General features: G+C 64.4%; 16 protein-coding genes. 9 read left to right on the plus strand and 7 right to left on the minus strand.

Annotated features, from left to right (window positions below):
* Positions 1–4: 4 nt before the first annotated feature.
* Together AC1RBA_RS08410 and AC1RBA_RS08415 are read left to right on the plus strand one after the other, a co-directional pair.
* Entirely contained in the window at positions 5–3,181 is a 3,177-nt protein-coding gene (locus AC1RBA_RS08410; protein WP_492417625.1) for a DUF2339 domain-containing protein, read from the plus strand.
* On the plus strand, positions 3,178–4,632 hold the full coding sequence (locus AC1RBA_RS08415; protein ID WP_492417627.1) for a DUF3999 family protein: 1,455 nt from the start codon (positions 3,178–3,180) through the stop codon (positions 4,630–4,632). Before AC1RBA_RS08410 ends, AC1RBA_RS08415 begins: the two co-directional genes overlap by 4 nt.
* Positions 4,633–4,656: 24 nt before the next feature.
* On the opposite strand, the gene AC1RBA_RS08420 is transcribed toward AC1RBA_RS08415, so the two are convergent.
* Positions 4,657–5,400 (minus strand): helix-turn-helix domain-containing protein, encoded by a 744-nt coding sequence (locus tag AC1RBA_RS08420; protein ID WP_070219154.1) that lies wholly within the window; start codon positions 5,398–5,400, stop codon positions 4,657–4,659.
* Between the two features lie 160 nt (positions 5,401–5,560).
* Between AC1RBA_RS08420 and AC1RBA_RS08425 the strand changes: the two genes are divergently transcribed.
* From AC1RBA_RS08425 to AC1RBA_RS08435, 3 genes are read left to right on the plus strand one after another with little or no spacing between them, the layout of a single operon-like run.
* Positions 5,561–5,983, plus strand: a complete 423-nt coding sequence (locus AC1RBA_RS08425) for a hypothetical protein (RefSeq protein ID WP_492417629.1) — start codon at positions 5,561–5,563, stop codon at positions 5,981–5,983.
* A gap of 19 nt (positions 5,984–6,002) precedes the next feature.
* Entirely contained in the window at positions 6,003–6,416 is a 414-nt protein-coding gene (locus AC1RBA_RS08430) for a hypothetical protein (protein ID WP_492417630.1), read from the plus strand.
* 5 nt (positions 6,417–6,421) lie between these two features.
* Positions 6,422–7,204 carry a DUF2145 domain-containing protein gene (locus tag AC1RBA_RS08435; RefSeq protein WP_492417632.1) on the plus strand — a complete coding sequence of 261 codons (783 nt, stop codon included), beginning with the start codon at positions 6,422–6,424 and terminating at the stop codon, positions 7,202–7,204.
* On the opposite strand, the gene AC1RBA_RS08440 is transcribed toward AC1RBA_RS08435, so the two are convergent.
* From AC1RBA_RS08440 to AC1RBA_RS08465, 6 genes are all read right to left on the minus strand, one after another.
* Entirely contained in the window at positions 7,201–8,250 is a 1,050-nt protein-coding gene (locus AC1RBA_RS08440) for an AbrB family transcriptional regulator (RefSeq protein WP_492417633.1), read from the minus strand. The two genes, AC1RBA_RS08435 and AC1RBA_RS08440, sit on opposite strands and share 4 nt — an antisense overlap.
* A gap of 2 nt (positions 8,251–8,252) precedes the next feature.
* Positions 8,253–9,326 (minus strand): ABC transporter ATP-binding protein, encoded by a 1,074-nt coding sequence (locus AC1RBA_RS08445; RefSeq protein ID WP_070311109.1) that lies wholly within the window; start codon positions 9,324–9,326, stop codon positions 8,253–8,255.
* 20 nt (positions 9,327–9,346) lie between these two features.
* Positions 9,347–11,137: an ABC transporter permease gene (locus AC1RBA_RS08450; protein WP_070219148.1), complete on the minus strand. Its 1,791-nt coding sequence runs from the start codon at positions 11,135–11,137 to the stop codon at positions 9,347–9,349.
* A 78-nt stretch (positions 11,138–11,215) separates the two neighbouring features.
* On the minus strand, positions 11,216–12,313 hold the full coding sequence (locus tag AC1RBA_RS08455) for an ABC transporter substrate-binding protein (protein WP_070219147.1): 1,098 nt from the start codon (positions 12,311–12,313) through the stop codon (positions 11,216–11,218).
* Between the two features lie 43 nt (positions 12,314–12,356).
* Positions 12,357–13,352, minus strand: a complete 996-nt coding sequence (locus AC1RBA_RS08460; protein WP_492417635.1) for a Bug family tripartite tricarboxylate transporter substrate binding protein — start codon at positions 13,350–13,352, stop codon at positions 12,357–12,359.
* 3 nt (positions 13,353–13,355) lie between these two features.
* Positions 13,356–14,417, minus strand: coding sequence for a porin (locus AC1RBA_RS08465; protein WP_230505770.1), 1,062 nt, complete (start codon positions 14,415–14,417; stop codon positions 13,356–13,358).
* A 214-nt stretch (positions 14,418–14,631) separates the two neighbouring features.
* On the opposite strand from AC1RBA_RS08465, the gene AC1RBA_RS08470 reads away from it, so the two are divergent.
* The 4 genes from AC1RBA_RS08470 (at position 14,632) to AC1RBA_RS08485 (ending at position 18,070) form a co-directional block, all read left to right on the plus strand.
* Positions 14,632–15,354: a response regulator gene (locus tag AC1RBA_RS08470; protein WP_070219206.1), complete on the plus strand. Its 723-nt coding sequence runs from the start codon at positions 14,632–14,634 to the stop codon at positions 15,352–15,354.
* Positions 15,351–16,844, plus strand: a complete 1,494-nt coding sequence (locus AC1RBA_RS08475; protein ID WP_070290555.1) for a sensor histidine kinase — start codon at positions 15,351–15,353, stop codon at positions 16,842–16,844. Before AC1RBA_RS08470 ends, AC1RBA_RS08475 begins: the two co-directional genes overlap by 4 nt.
* A 168-nt stretch (positions 16,845–17,012) precedes the next feature.
* Positions 17,013–17,573, plus strand: a complete 561-nt coding sequence (locus AC1RBA_RS08480) for an outer membrane beta-barrel protein (RefSeq protein ID WP_070290554.1) — start codon at positions 17,013–17,015, stop codon at positions 17,571–17,573.
* 143 nt (positions 17,574–17,716) lie between these two features.
* Positions 17,717–18,070, plus strand: coding sequence for a ribonuclease E inhibitor RraB (locus tag AC1RBA_RS08485; protein ID WP_121670160.1), 354 nt, complete (start codon positions 17,717–17,719; stop codon positions 18,068–18,070).
* Positions 18,071–18,116: the final 46 nt, after the last annotated feature.

An 18,116-nucleotide genomic window follows, 5' to 3' on the forward strand; every position in this document is an offset into this window, starting at 1 on the left:
CTCCATGTTTGGATTGATCACGCTGTTCATCCTAGGCTTGCTGATTACCGTCTTCGTGCTGGCATTGCAATACCGCAGAAAGGTGGCCGATCTGGAGCTGCTGACGGCGCGCCTGCGCAAGGAAGTCAGCGGCATCCAGCAGCGCCTGCAAGCGCTGGAAGGCCAGGCCGACGCGCCAGTTGCCCCGCCCGCCGTAGAGAGTGTTGTGCCGGTGCCGGTGCCTGTTTCCGCGCCGACGCCGGTGCCGCAAGCGGCCATGACCGAGCCGGTCGAACTGGCAAAGGCCGCGCCGGCAGTGCCGGCGGCAGCCCCGCCCAAACCTGCGCCGCCGGCGCCGCCGGCTCCCGCCAAACCCGTCCCCGCCGCTCCCAATACCCCGTCCTGGATCGCGCGCCCGGATGGCCTGTTTGCCAAGGCGAAGAACTGGCTGTTTACCGGCAATCTGGTCGCCAAGCTGGGTTTGCTGATCCTCTTCCTCGGCGTCAGCTTCCTGCTCAAATACGTGTCGGCGCAGGTCACGCTGCCCATCGAACTGCGCCTGGCCGGCATCGCGCTGGCCGACATCGCCCTGCTGGCCTGGGCCTGGCGCATCCGCGTCAAGCGTCCCGGCATCAGCCTGCCGCTGCAGGGCACAGCGCTGGCGATATTGATGCTGGTGACGTTTGGCGCCTTCCGCCTGTATGAACTGATCCCGGCCGGCCTGGCGTTTGCCGTGCTGTTCGTGCTGACGGCGTTCACGTGTTTGCTGGCCGTGCTGCAAAACGCCGTCTGGCTGGCCGTCTTCGGCATCGTCGGCGGCTTTGCCGTGCCCTTGCTCGTGTCGACGGGCAGCGGCAACCATATCGGCCTGTTCAGCTATTACGCGCTGCTCAATGCGGGCGTCTTCGCCATCGCCCTGAAACGCGCCTGGCGCGTCCTGAATGTGCTGAGCTTTGGCTTCACCTTCGTCGTCGCCACCACCTGGGGCCTGCTGCGCTACACCTCGGACGACTACCTGTCGACGCAACTGTTTTTGATCCTGTTCGTGCTGTTCTATATCGGCATCGCGATCGCCTACTGCGCACGCCAGGCGCCGCGCCTCAAGCACTACGTGGATGGCACGCTCGTGTTCGGCACGCCGCTGGCCGCCATGGGCCTGCAATACAGCCTGGTCTGGAATTTTAAATTTGGCCTGGCGTTTTCCGCCCTGGTCGCCGGTTTGACGTACACGGGGCTGGCCGTGGCCCTGTGGCGCAGGAACGGCTTCAAACTGCTGGCCGAAGCCTTCCTCGCGCTGGGCATCGTCTTCGGCACGCTGGCCATCCCGTTCGCCCTCGATGGCCGCTGGACGTCGGCCGCCTGGGCGCTGGAAGGCGCGGGCATCGTCTGGGTCGGCTTGCGCCAGCGCCAGACCCTGGCTTGGGCCTTCGGCCTGCTGGTGCAGGGGGCCGCGTGGCTTGCCTTCCTCATCGCCATGCAGCAACTCAATACGGCATTGGCCCTGCAGGCCAACATCTGGCTCGGCTGCGCGCTGCTGGCCGCCGCCGCGCTGGTGATGGCCTACAATTTCCGCCGCCATGGCAGCCCCTTGCATCCGGAGTTCATGAGCAGCATGTCCGTGCTGTTCCTGACGGCCGCCACGGCCTGGCTGCTGGGCGGTATCTGGAGCGAAATCCTGCTGCGCACGGACGCCGCCACGCAACTGAACCTGCTGACGATCAGCGCGCTGGCAGTGGCGGCCCTGCTGGCGGCGCTGGCGCGGCGCGAGCAATGGCATGCGCCGCGCGCGCTGCTGCTGGCCGTGCAGGTACTGGCCGGCATGGTCATGCTCAGCCACGCCAGCTGGGCCTGGGACCAGCATCCGGCCAGCCTGTTCGGCGGTTCCTTCCTCAGCGCCCTGCTGCTGGGCGCCGGCGCCTTTGCCAGCGCCCGTTTCCTTGCGCTGCGCGCGCGCGGTGGCGACGAACTGCTGGCGCTAGTGGCGCGCCCCCTGCTGGTCTGGAGCGGCTTGCTGTGGTTTGCCGCCATCCTCGTGCCGCTCGTCAGCTGGCTGCTGCGCCTGATCGACGGCGACCTGACCATGCAGCCGCACGCGGGCGAGCACTGGCTGGCGCTGTACCTGATTGCCGTATCCGTCACGACGCCCGTGTTAGCCATCCTGGCCCGGCGCCTGGACTGGCCGCAACTGCGCTGGTTGACCGTGGCCGCCTGGCTCGGCCTGGGCCTGTGGAGCGCCAACCTGCTGCTGGCGCTGTACCTGCGCGACTATCTGCCGACGGGCTTGAGCTGGCTGGCGCTGGCCTGCGCGCTGGCGGCCGGCGAATACCTGCTGCGGGCCTGGCTGCAAGCGGGCTGGCCACTCGACGTGCGGGCGCTGCGCCTGCTGCACACGCTGCGCACGGCCGCGCCATGGCTGATGCTGTGGCCCGTGGGCGCCATGCACGTCGGCGCCTGGCTGGCACAGCATGAAGACAGCGTCAGCCCTGCCTGGGCCCGCTACTTGCCGGCCTGGGCCATGATGCTGGTACTGGCCTGGCTGATCCGCCGCTGCCGAGCAAACGCCTGGCCGGTGGCGCCGATTGCCACGTGGTACCAGCGCACCCTGATACCGCTGGGCGCGCTGTGGTCGCTGCTGCTGATCGCCGCATGGAACGTCTTTGACGACGGCGCCATGGCACCGCTTCCCTACTTGCCGCTGCTCAATCCGCTGGACCTGAGCACGGGCTTTGCCGTGCTGCTGGCCATTGCCAGCTACCGTTTATTCCCGGCCGGACAGATCCCGCTGCCGCCCCTGTGGCAGGCGCGCTTGCCCGTCGTGGCCGCGTGCTTGCTGTATGGCTGGTTCAACCTGATGCTGCTGCGCACGGTCTCGCACTACCTCGGCGTGCCGTACACCTTTGACGCCATGCTGGCCTCGCAGTTCGTGCAAGCGATGCTGTCGCTCGTGTGGAGTGTCACGGCCCTGCTGCTGATGCGCCATGCGGCCCGCCAGCAGCGGCGCCAGCAATGGAGCATGGGCGCCGTGCTGCTGGGATTGGTTGTCTTGAAACTGTTCCTGATCGACCTGTCGAACGTGGGCGGCATCGAACGCATCATCTCTTTCGTGGGTGTCGGCTTGCTGATGGTCTTGATCGGCTACCTGGCACCTTTTCCCAAGGCTGCCGCGACAGCGCCGGCCGAACCGCATCCGGGAGCCGCATGAAACCCATATTGATCTGTTGCAGCCTGCTGCTGGCGGGCGCCGCGCTGGCCGCGCCTGGCCAGGACCGGCCGCAGGACTATCGCTGGAGCATGCCCATTCAGTCGCCTGCCGGCGCGGGCATCGTGCAGCTATCGTTGCCCAGGGAAGTCTACCTGCACGCCAGCTCGGCCAGCCTGGCCGACCTGCGCCTGTTCGACGCCGACGGCAAGCGCCTGGCCTATGCCATCGGCGCGCCGCCCGCGCAATCGGCCACGCAGCGCACGAACATTCCAGCCCGTATCTTCCCCGTGACGGGCACGCCGGCAACTGGCGATGGCTTGCAAGGCATCGATATCCGCACGGCCGACGATGGCCGGCTGCTGTCGGTCAGCACGCGCGCCGGCACGGCAGCGGCGACGACGGCGCTGCAGGCGCTGATCCTCGACCTGGGCAAGCAAGGGCAAAACAAGCGCATCTCCGCCCTGCGCTTCACGCCGCCGGCCCGCACGGACAATTACAGTGCACAAGTGCTGCTGGAAGTAAGCGACGACCTGAAGCAATGGGACGCCATCGGTACCACCACCCTGAATTGGCTCAGCAACAGCGACACGCAAACCCTGGCCAACGACAGCATCGCCTTTGCGCCGCGCGCGTTTCGCTATGCACGCCTGAGCTGGCAAGCGGGCGAACCGCTGGCCTTTGCCGCGATCACGGCGCAAGCCGTCAGCGAAACGGACATCGCCGCGCCGCGCGCCAGCGTCGTGCTGCAAGGCTTGCCTGGCAAGCAGGCGAATGAATGGCGCTACGCCACGCCCCTCGCCATTCCCGCCGACAGCATCGCCCTGCAATTGACGCAGACCAATACGGTGCTGCCCGTGACCCTGGGCGTGTATCGCCAGAACAGCTATGTTCCCCGGCACCGGCTGCACCTGCGCCAGCAGGCGCGTCCCGCGCAAGGCGCGTATTTCGATCCCCTGCTGAGCACGACGTTTTACCGCATCGGCCTCGATGGCAAGGAACGGATTTCGGGCGACTTGGCCATGCCCGTGACGCAGACCAGCGAATGGGTGCTGCAGACATCCACGGAACACCCGCTCGCCACCGGCAATGCGCCCGCCTTGCGCCTGGGCTGGACACCAGCCACTGTCGTCTTCCTGGCCAGCGGCAAGCCGCCCTACCAGCTGGCATTCGGCAACAGCAACGCCGCCGCCGTCGCGCAGCCGCTGTCGCAGGTGGCGCCCGGCTTCAAGGCAGACGAATTGCTGGCGCTCAAGACGGCCAGCGCCGGCCCGCTCCAGACCAATGCCGGCGCTGAAGCCCCTCCACGCGTCATCAAGGACGGGGCGCCGTGGCGCTTGGCCGCACTATGGGCTGCGCTTCTGCTGGGCGTGGCCGTACTGGGCTTTTTTGCGTGGCGCCTGCTGACGCAAATGAAAGAGGAGCAAGGCAGTACGGACAAGCAGGAACATTAGCCGCTTGGCCGCGACATTGCTGCCTCACTGCCGCAGCAGCGCCTTGAACGTCTGCGGCATCCAGGGACGTGCCGCCAGCATGAAGCTGATGGCCAGGCGCTCGTCACCAGGCAGACGCGCGTCTTCCTGGTGCTGCTGCGAAAATTCCACCGCCACTTGCTTCAAGCGCTCCAGCAAGGCTGCCGTGGATTTCTTCGACAGCATCACGTTCACCAGGCGCAGCAATTCCGTTTCGCCATCGAATTGCGAATTCAGATAGTCGCCATAGGCTTCCTTTTTGAAATAGGTGTGGATGGGACCGTTCGGTATCCACGCAAACGTGCGCGCCACCAGCAGTTTGACCCGGTTATTCGGCAGCAGTTCCAGAAAACCGATCTTGTCGAGACGCAGCAGGTATTTCACGGCTTGCGCTTCGCTGATGTCGTAGATGGCGACGATCTGCTCCAGCGGCAGCAGGTTCAGGGCGGAGACGGCCACCACGAACAGCCGGGTGTCTTCGATGATTTCCTTTTCCTGCGCATACGTCAGGCCCGTGATCAGGGTGGGCGCGGCCTGGGCTGACTGCACGGCCAGCGCCAGCTGCTGGAAATCGCTGCCGATGGCCACCAGGATCTGGTCCAGCCGCTGCAGGGTAAATTGCTTCTGCGAAAACATCCGCTTGACGCTGGCTTCGGACACGCCGATGCGCTGGGCCAGCTCGGCATACGTGACGGAACGCGCTTTCAACAAGCGTTTCAAGGCCTCGATCAGGGCGTGGGTTTGCGGCATGCACTTCCTTTATAAAAATAGCATCGGTTCCAGCAGCAAAAAAGTAGCGCAATACGCTACCTGCGGTATGCCTGCCCGCTACGAGTAGCGTTTTCATTGACCAATTGCCCACAGTCTACAATGATGGCGTTGCCACTTGGCACACTTGAAGGAGAAACACATGAAACGCCTGCTGCCCCTCTGCCTGTCCCTGTCGCTGTTGACGCTTTCCTTGGCCGCTCCCGGCCTGGTGCACGCCGCCGCCTCGGAGAACCTGTCGAAAGGCTCGCAAAACCTCAGCGACGGTTCCGCCATCGTCGTCGCCGGGTCCATGTCGATGCTGGTCGCCTCCGGCCAGGTCGTCGTTGCCAGCGTGGAAACAGTGGGCGAAGGCATCGTCATCGTGCTGAAAGGCGCTTCCGAAGCGGGCGGCGCATCCATCCAGATGAGCACGCAAGCGGCCAAGGGCCTGTCGCTGGCGGCCGGCACCGTGGTCAATGTGGTGGCGCTGTCCACCGGCCACATGCTGGTCCTGTCCGGCAAGGCCATCGCCTTCATCCCGAACGAATTGGGCAAGGCGCTGCTGCACCATTCCAAAGCGTAATACCGACAACAGGACCTCCATGAAACACATACTCGCCATGACCCTGCTGTGCGCCGCCACCATGGCGCCGCTGGCCCAAGCCAACTCCGACACCACCAACGCGTCCGACAACGCCAGCATGGCCTCGGCCATCGTGCTGGTCGGCTCCATGTCGGTGCTGGCCGCCGCCGGTGAAATCGTCATCGACAAGGTGGAAGACGTGGCCGACGGCAGCGTGCTCGTGCTCAAAAGCGCGGCCACGGGCGCATCGTCCGCCGCCACGGCTTCCGTCAAGCTGAGCCAGAAAGCCATGCAAGGCCTGTCGCTGTCAGCCGGCACGCCCGTCAAGGTAGTGGCCGTCTCGACGGGCCACATGCTGATGCTGTCGGGCAAGGCCATCGCCTATGTGCCGAACGCGGCCGGCAACGCCATCCTCCACCATTCGAAAGCGTGAACCCCATGAAACGCCTGACCGTCATTGTTCTCAGCCTGGCCCTGGCCGGCACCGCCCATGCGGGGCGCTCGTGCGAGGAAAAGCAAACGGATGCGACCACCCTCGTGAAATCGATGGACCTGGCGCAAAAGACCCTGCAGGCGCTCGACGCCTCGGGCGCGCAGGTGGCGCTGGTGGCGCGTGCCGGCCAGGACCTGTCGAAGTACCATTTGCGCTATTCGCACATGGCGCTGGCCTGGCGCGACCATCCGAAAGGGCGCTGGCTGGTGGTGCATGAACTCAATGAATGCGGCACGGCGCAGTCGTCGCTGTACAACGAAGGCTTGGGCAATTTCTTCATGGATGACGTGTTCATATACGAAACGCTGATCCTGATTCCCGGCCAGGATACGCAGCAGCAACTGGTGCGCCTGCTGACCAGCAACACGCCCAAGCGCCTGCATGAGCCGCACTACAATATGCTGGCCTACCCGTTTTCCACCAAGTACCAGAACTCGAACCAGTGGGTGCTGGAAACCCTGGCCGCCGCCAGCAACGAACCCGGCAAGATCGAAACGCGCGCCGAAGCGCAAGGCTGGCTGCGCAGCGCCAGCTACGCGCCGCAAACGCTGAGCATCCCCGCCGCCACGCGACTGGGCGCGCGCATGTTCCGCGCGAATATCGCCTTCGACGATCACCCGTTCGAGCGCCGCATGACGCGCCAGATCGACGTCGTCACCGTCGACTCCATCGTGCGCTTCATGCGCCAGCGCGAACCGCAGGTGCAGGAAATCGTCGTGCGGAACTAAGGGCGCCGCAGCAGGCGGAACAGCGGCCCCGTCAGCAATACCAGCACCACCATGCGCGCCACGTGGAACGCCGTGACGATGGGCACGCCCAACTGCAGGGCCTTGGCCGTCAGCGACATTTCCGCGATGCCGCCGGGCGAAGTGGCCAGGATGGCCGTGCCCGGATGGATGCCCAGCCAGTGCGCCAAGCCCAGTCCGAAAGCGGCCGCCAGCAGCATCAGGACACTGCACAGGGCAACGCCGGCCAGGTAGCGGGGAGCGGCATGCAGGAAGGCGGGACTCAAGCGCGTGCCCAGGGCGATGCCGATGAACAGCTGGCCCGCGCGTATCATCCATTCGGGCAGGCGCGACAGATGGATGCCGCACGCCGTCAGCAACAGCGCGGCCAGCAACGGGCCGATGACCCAGGCATTGGGCAACTGGCCCCGCTTGAAGACGAGGGCCGCCAGCACCGTGATGCCGACCAGCAGCGCCAGCCCGCCATAGTCGACCAGAGCGGCGCCCGGCACGAAGCTTTCATGCCCCGCGGCCAGGCCATGGCTGCCCCAGTAGCGCACGCCGAAGGGAATGGTCGCCACCACCAGCATCATGCGCAAACTGTGCGCGGCGGCGACCTTGCCCACATCGGCGCCATGGCGCTCGCTCTGCACCGCCATCTCGGACGCGCCGCCGACAGCCATGGCAAAGAAGGCGGTGGCCTGGTCGACGCCGGAAAGGCGCCGCAGCAGCATGGCGCCAGACGCCCCCAGCGCCAGCGCGAACAGCACGGCGCCGGCGATCCACGGCATATAGAGAATGAGGACGGCCAGCACGGGCGCCGTGAAATACAGGCCCAGGGCCGTGCCGATGGCCCACTGGCCCGCCTCGCGCACGCGCACGCGCACGGGGCAGGCCAGTTCGCGCCCTGCCAGGCGCAGTGCGGCCGTGGCAAACAGGGGGCCGATCATCCACGGCAGCGGCGTGTGTAGCCACAGGCAGATGGCGGCGCCCGCCAGCCCGGCGGCCAGCGCGGCAGCAAAGGCGCGCCAGCGCGGCCACCACGGCACCGTTAAAACACCCAGAGCTTATCGGCCGGCATGTGCAGCCAGTACTTGCCCGCGTCGAGCTTGTGGCGCGAATACGCGCGCAGGCTGATGTTCTCGGCGCCGCCGCGCTCGAACAGGCATTCCCAGCGGTCGCCCAAGTACATGCAGGTCAGCAGCGGCAGCTCGATGGCGTTGTCCACCTGCGTGGCGCTGATCTTCACTTCCTCGACGCGTATCATGGTCGTCACTTCCGTGCCCACGTTGGCGCCGCGCGCCACGCCCTGCATGGAGGCGCCGTCGACCAGCAGGCGCACGGCGCTGCCCTCGCGCTGCACCACCTTGCCGGGCAGGCGGTTGTTGCTGCCCATGAATTCGGCCGTAAACAGGGTGTCCGGCGTTTCATACATGCTTTGCGGCGTGCCCTGCTGCTCGATCTTGCCGTTATTGAGCAGCAGGATGCGGTCGGAAATGGCCATCGCTTCGCCCTGGTCATGCGTCACCATCAGCGCGGACAGGCCCAGGCGCACGATCAGTTCGCGCAGGAAGGCGCGCGCTTCTTCGCGCAGCTTGGCGTCCAGGTTCGACAGCGGTTCGTCGAGCAGGATCACGGGCGGGTTGTACACCAGCGCACGGGCGATCGCCACGCGCTGCTGCTGGCCGCCGGACAGCTGATGCGGATAGCGTTCGCCCAAGTGCCCCAGGCCCAGCTGCGTCAGCACTTCCTTGATGCGCGCGGCGATCTCCGTGCTGCCCATCTTGCGCAATTTGAGGCCATAGGCGACGTTGTCGAACACGGTCTTGTGCGGCCACAGCGCGTACGACTGGAACACCAGGCCCAGGTTGCGGTGCTCGGCCGGCATCTCGAAATGCTGCGCGCCGTCGAAGACATTGCGCTCGCCGATCTGGATCGTGCCCGCCTTCGGGCTTTCCAGTCCCGCCACAGCGCGCAGCAAGGTGGTCTTGCCGCTGCCCGAAGGCCCCAGCAGGGCGACCACTTCGCCTTTTTGCAGGTGCATCGAGACACCCTTCAGTATCTGGTTGGCGGCAGCGCCCGTGCCATAGTCCAGGTGCAGTTCATTGACGGTCAATTCATTCATGATGTGGTCTCATTTTCTAATTAGTTATGCAACTTCACGCCGAAGCGCAGCGCGATGCCCAGGCCGATGGCCACCAGGGTGATATTGATGAAGGACAGCGCCGCCACCAGGTCGGTCGAGCCGCCTGCCCACAGCGATACCAGCATGGCGCCGATCACTTCCGTGCCCGGCGAGAGCAGGTACACGCCCGTCGAGTATTCGCGCTCGAAGATCAGGAACACCATCAGCCAGGCGCCCAGCAAGCCGTATTTGATCAGCGGCAGGGTCACGTCGCGCGTCACCTGGCCGCGGCTGGCGCCGACGGCGCGCGCCGCCTCTTCCAGCTCCGGCCCCACCTGCAGCAGCGCCGTGGAAATGAGGCGCATGCCGTAGGCCATCCACACCACCGAATACGCGAGCCACAGGGCGAAAATCGTCGAGCGCACTTCGCGCAGCACAGGGATCACATGGCCGCTCAGCCACAGGGCCACGCCGTTATCCATGCCTTTCAAGATGCCGTCAAGCCAGGCCGGCACGAACAGGAAGACCCACAGGAACGACAGGCCGGCCAAGAGGCCCGGCACGGCGCGCGGCACCAGCACGCTGTAATCGAGCAGGCGCGTGATGCCGTCCTGCTTGCGGTGCATGGCCAGCGCGATGAAGCTGTAGCAGCCGACGGCCAGCGCGCCGCCGACGACGCCGATCAGGATGGTGTTGACGATGCCGCGCACCAGCGATGGCTGGTCGAAAATGTCGCGGAAATGCTGCAAGGTCAAGACGTCGGCCAGGTGCACGCCCTCGCCCCAGTACTGCACGAAGGAGCGCAGCACGATACCCGTCAACGGCAGGATGATGGTGAAGATCAGCCAGCCCGCCAGCAAAGCGAACGCCAGCCACTTCCAGCGGCCCAGCGGCATGGCCTTGCTGCGCGCGCCCTTGCCCTTGATCGACACATATTTGTTGGCGGATTTGAGCAGCCAGCGCTGTATCATCACCAGCGGCATGGTCACCATCACCAGGCAGACGGCGACGGCGGCCATCAGGTGATACGACGGCGTACCGAGCTTGTTCGTCAGTTTGTACAGATAGGTCGGCAGCACCAGGTGGCCTTCCGGATCGCCGAGCACCAGCACCAGGCCGAACACCTCGAAGCCGAGGAAAAATACCAGCACGCCCGCATACGCCAGCGCCGGCATGATCATCGGCAGCGACACGTTGAGCATCACCTGGATCGGCGAGGCGCCGGCCACGCGGGCCGCTTCCTCGACGTCCGAACCCAGGCTTTTCAGGGCCGACGAAGCGTACAGATAGACGTGCGGCACGTGCGTCAGGCCGGCGATGATGACGATGCTGGTGAAGGAGTAAATATTCCAGGGCACGAAGCCGAGCAGCTCCTTGGCCCAGATCGAATAGAAGCCCACGGGCCCCATCGAGACGACGTAGCCGAAGCCCATCACCATCGGCGAAACAAAGATCGGCACCAGCAGCATCGGGGCCACCCAGCCGCGGCCAGGCAGGTCCGTGCGCACCATCAAAAAGGCCAGCATGCCGCCCAGCGGCACGGCGATCACGGTCAGACCGAAGGCCAGCATCAGGCCATTCTTGAAGGCCATGGCGAAATCGGGATCATCGAAGATGAAACGGTAGGAATCAAAGCCAAATTCGCGCACGGGCATGAAAAACGGCGCGTTCAAAAAGCTCTGGTAAAAAATCAGGAACAGCGGCAGGAAGATGGCGACCAGCGTGATCGCCACGACCACACCGCGCGGCCAGTTCAGGCGCGACAAGGGAGAGCGCGACCGTGCAGGCAGCGGCAAGATAGCAGTTTGCATGATGAATCCAATGAATGAAGGGTGCGGCGTGCGCCCGCAAGCCAGGCTCGCGGGCGGCCAAGACGGCATTGGCTATTTTTACTTCTTGCCGGCGGTCTCTTTCCACTGCTTCAGGAACGCCATGCGCTTGGCAGGTCCCAGAAATTGCAGGATGATCGGGTGCACGGGAATCGGCTTGACGTTGGCCGCGCCGATTTCCTTGATCAGTTCCGCCGATGTCGTTTCGCCCGTGACGTCGGCGCGGATGGCGAACAGCTTGGCGCCGTTGGCGATGATGGTCTGGCCGCGGTGCGACAGGATGTAATCGAGCCACAGCTTGCTGGCGTTGACGTTCTTCGCATTCTTGTTGATGAACTGCACGCGCGACAGGATCAAGGTGTAATCCTTGGGCAGCACCACGCCGATCGACGGATCGGTCTTGGCGCGCACCAGGGCGTAGGAGCCGAGCACGTTGTAGCCGATCAGGTTTTCACCGGACGAGATGCGCTCCATCATGGTGCCCGTCGACGACTGCACGCGCACCTTGGCCGTGCCGAACGCATTTTGCAGCGCCAGGAATTGCGGATATTCCTTCGCATCCTGCGCCATGAACATGAAGCCGACGCCCGACTTTTCGATGTCGTAGGTGGTGACCTTGTCCTTGAATTTCGGCGTGGCGATCAGCTTGACGAAGTCGTCGTGATTCTTCGGCACTTCCTTCGGATCGAGCAGGCGCTTGTTGTAGACGATGGCGGCCGGCTCGAACGTGGTGCCATAGGCCTGGTCGTCCCACATGGCCCAGCCGGGGATCTTCGCCGCTTCGACCGACTTGTATTTCAGGGCGTAGCCGTCGGAGGCCAGGCGCATCTGCAAGTCCATCGCCGACGACCACATCACGTCGGCCGTATTGCCGCCGGCGGCTACTTCGGAAATGAAGCGGTTATACACTTCCGTCGAATTCATGTCGTTGTATTCAACCGAGATGCCCGGATACAGCGCGCTGAAATCCTTGATCAGCGGCGCGGCGGCCTTGCTGTCGGTGGCGCTGTAGATCACCACCTTGCCTTCCTTCTTGGCCGCGTCGATGATCTTCTGGTAGTCGGCCGGATAACCTGCCGGCACCTGGGCGAAGGCGGCGCCGGTGGTACCCGCAAAAGCGGCTGCCAGGGCGATGGCGAGTATGGTCTTGGTTTGCATGGTTTGTCTCCGTCTGTGATTGTTGTATGGTTTGCTATTGGCTTCAGCGCATCAGGCCCAGTTCGGCGGCCTGCCTGGAATAGCGTTCGACCGCCTGGTTCACGTACTGCGTCAATTTGTCGCCCGTCAGCGCGAACGGATACATGCCCGCCTGCGTGCGCCACTGGGCAAACTGCGGCGTGGCCATGGCGCGTTCAAAACTGGCCACCCAGCGCTGGTAATCCGCTTCCGGCACCTGTGGCCCCATCCACACGCCGCGGATGATGGGCCACACCACGTCGATGCCCTGCTCGCGCGCCGTCGGTACGCCGGACAGCACGCCGGGCAGGCGCTTTTCCGACAGCACCGCCAGCACGCGCGCATGGCTGTCGCCCGCATTCAGGGTCGCTTCCGAGGTGTCGCCCGACATCACCTGCACGTAATCGGCCTGCATCGCCGTAAATATTTCGCCGCCACCTTCCAGTGCCACGAAGCGCAGCACTTTCGGGTCGATGCCGGCCTTGCGCGCCACCAGCGCCATCTTCAGCCAGTCCTGGCTGCCGATGGTGCCGGACACGCCGATCAGCACCTTGTCGGGGTGGCGCTTGAGCGCGGCGATCAGGTCGGCCAGGGTCTTGTAGGGCGAGTCGCTGCGCACGGCGATCATGCCGTAGTCGGCGCCCAGCGCCGCCACCCAGCGCACGTCGCCCGTCTTGGCGTTGCCGAACTTGCCTTGCGCCAGGTTCAGCAGCGAGCCGCCCGAAAACACCACCAGGGTGTTGGCTTCGGCACGCCGGCGCTGCGAGCCCATCGAACGCCACGCCACCGCGCCGATGCCGCCGGGCAGATAGCTGATGCGCACCGAGGACGCGAACGGCGCTGCCGCCGCCGGATCGGGCTGCAGCAGCCCTTTCTGCGCCAGCTTGCAGGTCAGGTCCATGGCGCCGCCCGGCTTGGACGGCACCACGCAATCGACTTCAGGCGCGGCGGCTGTTGCCGGCGCGGGCAGCAGCGCCGACAACAGCAGCAGCGACAGGAACGCGGTGCGCGGCATCGTCATGCCTTAGAAGCGGTGCTGGATGCCGGCGATCAGGCCGCGCTGCGTGTCGCCGAAACCGGCATCGTCACGCGACAGGCTGACCAGCTGGTTGTGCTTGGCCTTGGCATAGGCGCCGGCCACGTACAGGTCCGTGCGCTTGGACAGGGCATAACGCACGCGCGCCACGTACATGATCGGATCGGCATTGAGGCTCGCCGCCACGTTTTTCACGTCCTGGTAGTAGATCACGCCCGTCAGGGTGATGACCGGCGTGGTCTTGTAGCTGACGCCGCCCCAGTACAGGGTGCCGCGCACGTCGGCCTTGCCGGCTGCTGCCGGATCGAGCTTGTAGTCGCGCGCCGCCGCCTGCACTTTCCACGGGCCGTCGTCGTACATGGCGCCCAGGTGGTACACGGTGGTCTTGTCGCGCGCGCCGCCGGCGATGGCATTGCCGTTCACCTGTTCATACGTGGCCAGCAGGCTGACGGGACCCGTCTTGTAGGTAACGGCCGTCGACAGCTTGGCGCTGTCCGAGCTGCCCGTCGACTGTTCGCCGAAGCCGTACGATGCGCCGTAGCTGAAGTCGCCCGTCTTGCCCGAGTACTTGACCATGTTGTCGAAGGCCGTCGTCATGCCATACTTGCTCGGACCCGACGCGTTGGCCGAAGTGGCCCACGAATAGAACGGCGCATAGGCCATCGGATCGAATGGCAGCACGAAGTCGTACACGGTGGTGAACGAGCGTCCCAGCACGACGCGGCCAAACGCGCCTTCCAGGCCCACGTTGGCCTGGCGCTTGAACAGCGCGCCGTCGGCCGCGCCCGTGTCGACCAGGATGCCGCCTTCCAGATTGAAGACGGCTTTCAGGCCGCCGCCCAGATCTTCGCTGCCCAGGATGCCCCAGCGCGAGGTGTTCATGCCACCCGAACTGACTTGCGTCATCGAGCTTTTGTTCGGACCGGCGTTGCTGGTGTTGCTGATGCCGGCGTCCAGGCGGCCGTACAGGGTGACGTTCGACTGGGCGTGGGCGCTGCCAGCGGCGGCGAGTACCGCCATGGCGGCCAGCGAGAATGCAGTTTTCTTCATGTAGAGTGTCTCCCTTAGATATAGTTATTAGTGATATGCCTGATCAATTTCATGAATCAGGATCACACTATATGATCGTGATCCTTTCAATTCGCTTTCAGACTGACAGGTGTCGCCGGCCAGCCACAGGCAATACCAACAAATTCATTGCGGCCCCTGTCGGCGGCGTGCCGAGAGGCTTACACTGCACCAATTCAAACGAATGGCGGAGACCATGCGCATATTATTAGTGGAAGACCATCTGGAGCTGTCGCACTGGCTGGCAAAGGCCCTGCGCGACGCGCACCTGACGGTGGAGACCGCCCACAACGGCGCCGATGCCGACGCCCTGCTGCATACGCAGGAATATTCCCTGGTGCTGCTCGACCTTTCCCTGCCGAAGATGGATGGCCTGGACGTGCTGCGCCGCCTGCGCGCGCGCGGCGGCACGCGCGGCAAGACTCCCGTCATGATACTCACGGCGCGCGGCGGCCTCGATGACAAGGTGCAGGGCCTGAACCTGGGCGCGGACGACTACATGGCCAAGCCGTTCGAACTGGCCGAACTGGAAGCGCGCGTGAAAGCCCTGCTACGCCGCAGCCAGGGCAACGAAGCGCTCGTGCACACCTGCGGCGCCCTCAGTTTCGACACCGTCACGCGCATGTTCAGCTATGCCGGCGCCCCTTTTCCCCTGACGCCGCGCGAACACGCCGTACTCGAAGCGCTGATCACGCGCTCGGGACGCGCCGTCTCGAAGGAAAAGCTGTTCGACGAAGTCTTCGCGCTGGCCGACGACGCCAACCTGGACGCCATCGAACTGTATATCCACCGCGTGCGCAAGAAACTGGAAAACGGCGTGGAAAGCGGTTCGCCCGACGGCGCCGTCATCACCACCCTGCGCGGCATCGGCTACCTGCTGCAGCCGCGCAGCGCGATGGCGCCCGCCGCCTCAAAATGACCGTGCGCGCCCCCAGCCGGCCCCTGTTCGAGCGCCTGCGCCGGCGCTGGGCGCAGGGCCGGCCGCTGGGCAGCCTGCGCAGCCAGCTGCTGCGCTGGCTGCTCATCCCGCTGGTCATGCTGGTGCTGCTCGATGCCGTTTTTGTCTACCGCAACGCGCTCGACGCGGCCGACATGGCCTACGACCGTTCCTTGCTGGCGTCGACGCGGGCGCTGGCCGAGCGCGTCTCCATCGTCAACGGCAAGGTCGTGGCCGAAGTGCCCTATGTGGCGCTCGACAGCTTCGAGACCGATACCCTGGGCCGCATCTACTACAAGGTCACGGGCATCAACGGCGAACTGGTGTCGGGCTACGGCGACTTGCCGCCCGTGCCGAAAAACGTGCCCCGTTCGCAGAATTATCCGGCACTGGTGCGCTTCTACCACGCCGACTACCACGGCAAGCCGATCCGCATCGCCGCCCTGCTGCAGCCCGTGTACGACGACTCGATGCGCGGCATCGCCCTGATCCAGGTGGCCGAAACGCTGGACGCGCGGCGCGGCCTGTCGAACCAGATCCTGTTCGACACCCTGATCTGGCAGGCGGCGATGGTGCTGGTGATGGGCGCCCTCGTGTGGTTTGCCGTGCGCCTGGTGCTGCGCCCGCTGATGCGCTTGAAAATGGAAGTCGAGACGCGCACCCTGTCCGACCTGTCCGACGTCGATCCCGCGCTGGTGCACAAGGAAATGCGTCCGCTGGTGAGCGCCATGAACGGTTCCATGTCGCGCCTGCAGCAGCTGATCGCCAGTCAGCGCCGCTTCATCGCCGACGCCTCGCACCAGCTGCGCACGCCGTTGACGGTGCTGAAAACCCAGGCCGAACTGGCCATGCGCGAGTGCGACCGCCAGGCGGGTGCGCCGCCGGACATCGCCGCCCTGCGCGACATCGTGCGCTCGATCGCCGTCACCACCGATTCAACCGTGCTGCTGGCCAACCGCCTCCTGACCCTGGCGCGCATCGAGCATGGCGGCGAAAACCTGGCGATGGACACCGTCGCGCTGCGCGACGTGGCGCAGCAGGTGGGACTGGAAATGGCCATGGCCGCCGTCGCCAAAAATATCGACCTGTCGCTGGAAGCGCCCGACGAAGCGCCCGTGCATGGCCAGGCGCTGCTGCTGCACGAACTGGTCGCCAACCTGGTCGACAACGCCCTGCGCTACACGCCACAGGGCGGCAGCGTGATCCTGCGCGTGCGCGCGGGCGGTCATGGAAACGAAACGGTGCTGGAAGTGGAAGACAGCGGCGCCGGCATCCCGCCAGCCGAACGCGAGCGCGTGTTTACGCCGTTCTACCGCGTCGGCACGGCGCTCGAGAGCAACCCGGGCGGCGCGGGACTGGGCCTGGCCATCGTGCGCGACATCGCCGCCCTGCATGGCGCCAGGCTGGAACTGGCGACGGCGACCAATGGGCACGGCTTGAAAGTCAGCGTGCATTTCAGCGGCGCCGCATGAGGCGCCAGACAGATATGTCTTCGATATTGAATGTTGCATCAAAACAACAAGTACATTATTTGTAATATTTTTTAAATAATTGCCTTACATAAACATATTCATCCCTATACAATTCGGTTCCCATTAAGCGGCGAGGCAGTCTCTCCGCATTAATTATCTAGGATTAATATGAAAAAGCAATTGTTTGCAGTAGTTGTTGGCGCCGCCCTGGCATTCCCATTGTTCGCCCAAGCTGAAGGCGCTTACGTCGGCGTTAACGTCGGCCGTTCCGAATTGAAAGCATCGGACGAATTTGATTCGATCAAAAAAAGCGACACCGGCTACAAAGCTTACGCTGGCTATGACTTTACGCAAAACTTCGGCGCGGAAGCTGGCTATGTCGACTTCGGCAAACTGACAGAGAAATTTGACGGCGGAAAAATGGAAGTGAAAAGCCATGCATTCTACGTCGCCGCCACCGGCACCCTGCCACTGAACGAACAGTTCTCGCTGTTCGCCAAGGCTGGCGTATCGCAGAACCGCACCAAAGCCACCGTCAGCGAACTCAATTTCAGCGAGAGCGTGTCGAAAAACAAAACTTCCGCCCTGTTTGGTATCGGTGCTGCTTACAACATCAATAAAAACCTGTCGGCTGTTGCGGAATACGAAAACTTCGGCAAAGTAGCAAACGAAGATGGCTCCAAAGTGAAAGCCGACCTGCTGTCGATCGGCCTGCGTTACAAGTTCTAATTCGCACTTGCGCGAATGAATCTCCTGCCGATGTAATGGCGGATAAGAAACCGGCTGCACAGCCGGTTTTTTTATGGGCGAATGGCGTGCAGGCGGCATGGATGCTAAGATCGCGCCCTGAGATTTTAAGAAGGCACCTTGCCATGATGACCAAAGACGATGTAACCGAACTGTTTGCCAATATCGCCGAGAACGCGCCGTGGGATTTGTCCCAGCCGCTGCTGTGGGGCTATTACTTCACCAACCCGACGTCCGAGCCGCTGGAACAGGCCGCCACCTTGCTGGCGCTGCAGGGCTACCGCCCCGTGGAACTGTACCAGCCGGAACTCGACGATCCGGCGGCACCGCCCGTGTGGGTGCTGCACGTGGAAAAGGCCGAAGTGCACGGCGTCGACAGCCTGCACGCGCGCAATGGCGAACTGATGGCGTTTGCGCAGGACAACCAACTGGCCAGCTATGACGGCATGGACGTGGGCCCCGTCGGTGCGGCGGCGTAATCCGACGACATTACGCATAAAAAAACGGCGCCCGCGGGCGCCGTTT

The sequence above is a fragment of the Janthinobacterium sp. GW823-FHT03B06 genome (assembly GCF_058796955.1).